This is a genomic window from Candidatus Coatesbacteria bacterium (genome assembly GCA_014728225.1).
GTDB lineage: Bacteria > RBG-13-66-14 > RBG-13-66-14 > RBG-13-66-14 > RBG-13-66-14 > WJLX01.
The window spans coordinates 1-3,319 of record WJLX01000034.1 but is presented as its reverse complement, the minus strand read 5'-3'; the positions used below and the strand labels follow the sequence as shown (position 1 = coordinate 3,319).

Sequence of the window (3,319 nt, the reverse complement as noted above, 5' to 3'; positions counted from 1 at the left end):
GGGGCCATCGCCACGGCGGCCTCCTTCATCGTCATCTTCATCACCTTCATCATCGACCGCCGCCGCGACCGCCGACAACACCGCGAAACCTACAAGCTCGCCTTCCTCGAATACACCCAACACCAAAAAGACCGCCTGATCACCTTCGAACAACGCTACTTCAAGTACAAGGCGGACCTCCTCGGCGGCCAGCCCGTCCGCGACGTCTACCGCGGCCACGTCGAACGCCACCTGCGCTCCAGCACCGACGTCTCGGCCTACGAACTGATCAACGACATGCCCATCTTCTACGCCGAGGACGTCCTCAAACTGGCCAACCTCCTCGGCGCCAACCCCCTGCTGCACTCCGACTTCCGCCTGAGCTTCAGCCTGGGCAACGGCGTGCTCAAACGACTGACCAGCCGGCTGCGCACCTTCGACGAGGTTATCGACGAACTCGAAACCGATCCGATCACCGACATCTTCATCCTGCTCGATAAGCTGTTCAGCGGAGCGATCAACCTCAACCTGCTGCTGGTGGACTGGCTGCTGGCCAAGGATTCCGAGGAGCTGTTCGCCGAGAAACAGCTCCAGGCCGCAACCTATAAACGCCTGCGAACGGTCGGCGGCGACCTCTACGGCGCGGCCCTGGCCCGACATCGGCAAACCCCGCTGAGCGGAACCCTCGAAGAGCTGGACACCCAACTGGGCGAACTCGATAAGCTGCTCGAAACGGCGACGCTCACCGGCGACGGCGAAGGGGAATGACCAACGGGAACGGCCGGAGGCGAGCCGGAACCGGCATGCTTTTTGCGGAGGCCGACCGTTAGCATCGGTTTAACGGTCGCCGAGATGCAAAAAGCATGCCGGTTCCGGCGGCGGGACACCCCGGGAGCCGTAGCGATCGCCGAACAACCGTCGCCGGGGCGGCGCCTGTGTTATAGTATGGGCCGTCAAGTGAACTGCAGATGTGGTAACGCTCTCGTCGTAAACAGTTCATCCGAGACGGGAGCGCCAGCCAAGGAGTGGCCGTGCACATCCTCGTCACCGGCGGAGCCGGCTTCATCGGCTCCAACTTCGTCCACCTGCTGCGCCGCGAGCGCCCGGACTGGCTCATCACCGTCCTGGACAAGCTGACCTACGCCGGCAACCCCCGGAACCTCGAACAGCTCAAAGACGACATCACTTTCATCAAAGGCGACGTGGCCGAGGTCGATGACGTGCGTCAGGCGATGGAGGGCTGCGACGCGGTGATCAACTTCGCCGCCGAGACCCACGTCGACCGCTCGATCGTCGACGCCGACGCCTTCATCCGCACCGACGTCTACGGCGCCTACGTGCTGCTCGAGGCGGCCAAGGCGCTGAAGATCGAGCGCTTCGTCCAGGTCTCGACGGACGAGGTCTACGGCGAGGTGCCCGAGGGTTTTTCCGTCGAGACGGACCCGCTGATGCCGCGTAACCCCTACGCGGCCTCGAAGGCCGGCGCCGACCGCCTGGCCTACTCCTACTGGGCCACCCACGACGTTCCGGTGATCATCAGCCGGGCCAGCAACAACTACGGCCCGCGCCAGTACCCGGAGAAGCTGCTGCCCCTGTTCGTCACCAACGCCATCGACGGCCTGGAATGCCCGATCTACGGTGAGGGCAAGGCCGTCCGTGACTGGATCCACGTCGACGACCACTGCCGGGGCCTGCTGGCGATGCTCGAGCGGGGCGCGCCCGGCGAGGTCTACAACTGCGGCGGCGGCAACCTCAGGGACACCAACGAGATGGGCGCCGCGATCCTCGAGGCCGCCGGCAAACCCCTCGACCTGCTCAAGCACGTCCCCGACCGCCCCGGCCACGACATGCGCTACGCCCTGGACTCGACCAAGCTCAAGGGCTTGGACTGGAAGCCCCGGGTCGATTTCCGCGTGGGCCTCGAGGCCACCGTCGACTGGTACCGGGACAACGAGGATTGGTGGCGGCCGATCAAGAGCGGCGAATTCAAACAGTGGTGGAAGCAGTACTATCTGGACGAGGGCCGGGCTTAAGCCCATCGACAGCCGCTGAGTGAGTTTACCGCGGGGCCTGCCGTTGCCGGGAGGCCCCTTGATAGTGGAACTGATTGGAATAGCGGTATAAAATGAGAGAGTCTACTGGTGAAAACAACTTCAAGGGGCATACCATGCGCAAGATCATTACAGCCGTTCTCGCCGCGGGCCTGCTGTTCCTCGGCGCCTGCTCGACCTCCACGGACGCCGGCGGCGGGGGCGACGGCAGCTTCGATCCCCAACACCTCTCGGGCTACGTCTACGCCGCCGACGGTGAAACGCCCATCGCCGGAGCCCTGGTCGAGCTGACCTACGACGGCGGCGCCAACGCCGATTACCTGACCACCTCGGACAGCGCCGGCCGCTTCACCTTCACCGACGAGCTGCCCGAGGGCTCGGCCACCCTGACGGCCGTCAAGGGCGGGTTCCAGGCCACGGCCTCGGTCAACGTCCCCGATGACTTCGCCAACGACGTCGAACTCGAGCTGGACACCGACGCCTCAGCCATCGGCGTCGTTCCCGGCAGCTACGACGAGATCGAAGCCATCCTCGACGACCTGGGCTACGGTTTCACCACCCTGGACGACGCCGACCTGGCCGATTGGTCCACCTTCGCCGACCTGCAGATGCTGTTCCTCAACTGCGGCTCCGACACCTCCTGGGCCTACGACAACGATGTCGTCGACAACCTGCGGCAGTTCGTCTACGAGGGCGGCTTCCTCTACGCCTCGGACTGGGAGTGGGAGTACATCGAGCAGGCCTGGCCCGACGCCGTGACCTTCCTCGACGAGGACGACGGCTACCCCGACGTGGGCAAGACCGGCACCGTCTCCGGCACGATCCTGCGCCAGGAATTGGAGGACTACCTGGGTTCGTCGACCGTCGACATCTACTTCGACCTGCCCTACTGGGTGGTCATCGAGGACGTCGGCCCGGCGACGGAGGTGCTGATCGAGGCCGACGTCGAGTACTACGACGGCAGCCTGGCGGACAGCCCGCTGATGGTCGATTTCAACTACGGCGCGGGCAAGGTCGGCTACACCACCTTCCATAACGAACCCCAGCTCGACGACCAGGTGCGCACCGTACTGGTCTACTTCATCTTCAACCAGCCCGCCGGCGCCCGCTGAGCGATCAACGCCACGCGGCAACAACCGGGAACCCCGCGGGGTTCCCGGTTGTGCGAGCGTTGAAAAACAGCCGCCGCCGAGTCGCGATGACACCGGCCCGCCGGAACCGGCACGGTTTTTGCATCTCGGCGACCGTTACGAACGAGGGTAACGGTCCGCCTCCGCAAAAACCGTGCC

At 64.8% G+C, this 3,319-nt stretch carries 2 protein-coding genes; both read left to right on the top strand.

Going from position 1 to position 3,319, the window contains the following annotated elements; translation table 11 throughout:
- The first annotated feature begins 1,010 nt into the window (after nt 1–1,010).
- Nucleotides 1,011–2,012 carry a dTDP-glucose 4,6-dehydratase gene (gene rfbB, locus GF399_02670; protein MBD3399216.1) on the top strand — a complete coding sequence of 334 codons (1,002 nt, stop codon included), beginning with the start codon at nt 1,011–1,013 and terminating at the stop codon, nt 2,010–2,012.
- A gap of 92 nt (nt 2,013–2,104) precedes the next feature.
- Nucleotides 2,105–3,142 carry a hypothetical protein gene (locus tag GF399_02665; protein MBD3399215.1) on the top strand — a complete coding sequence of 346 codons (1,038 nt, stop codon included), beginning with the start codon at nt 2,105–2,107 and terminating at the stop codon, nt 3,140–3,142.
- The last annotated feature ends 177 nt before the right edge of the window (nt 3,143–3,319 follow it).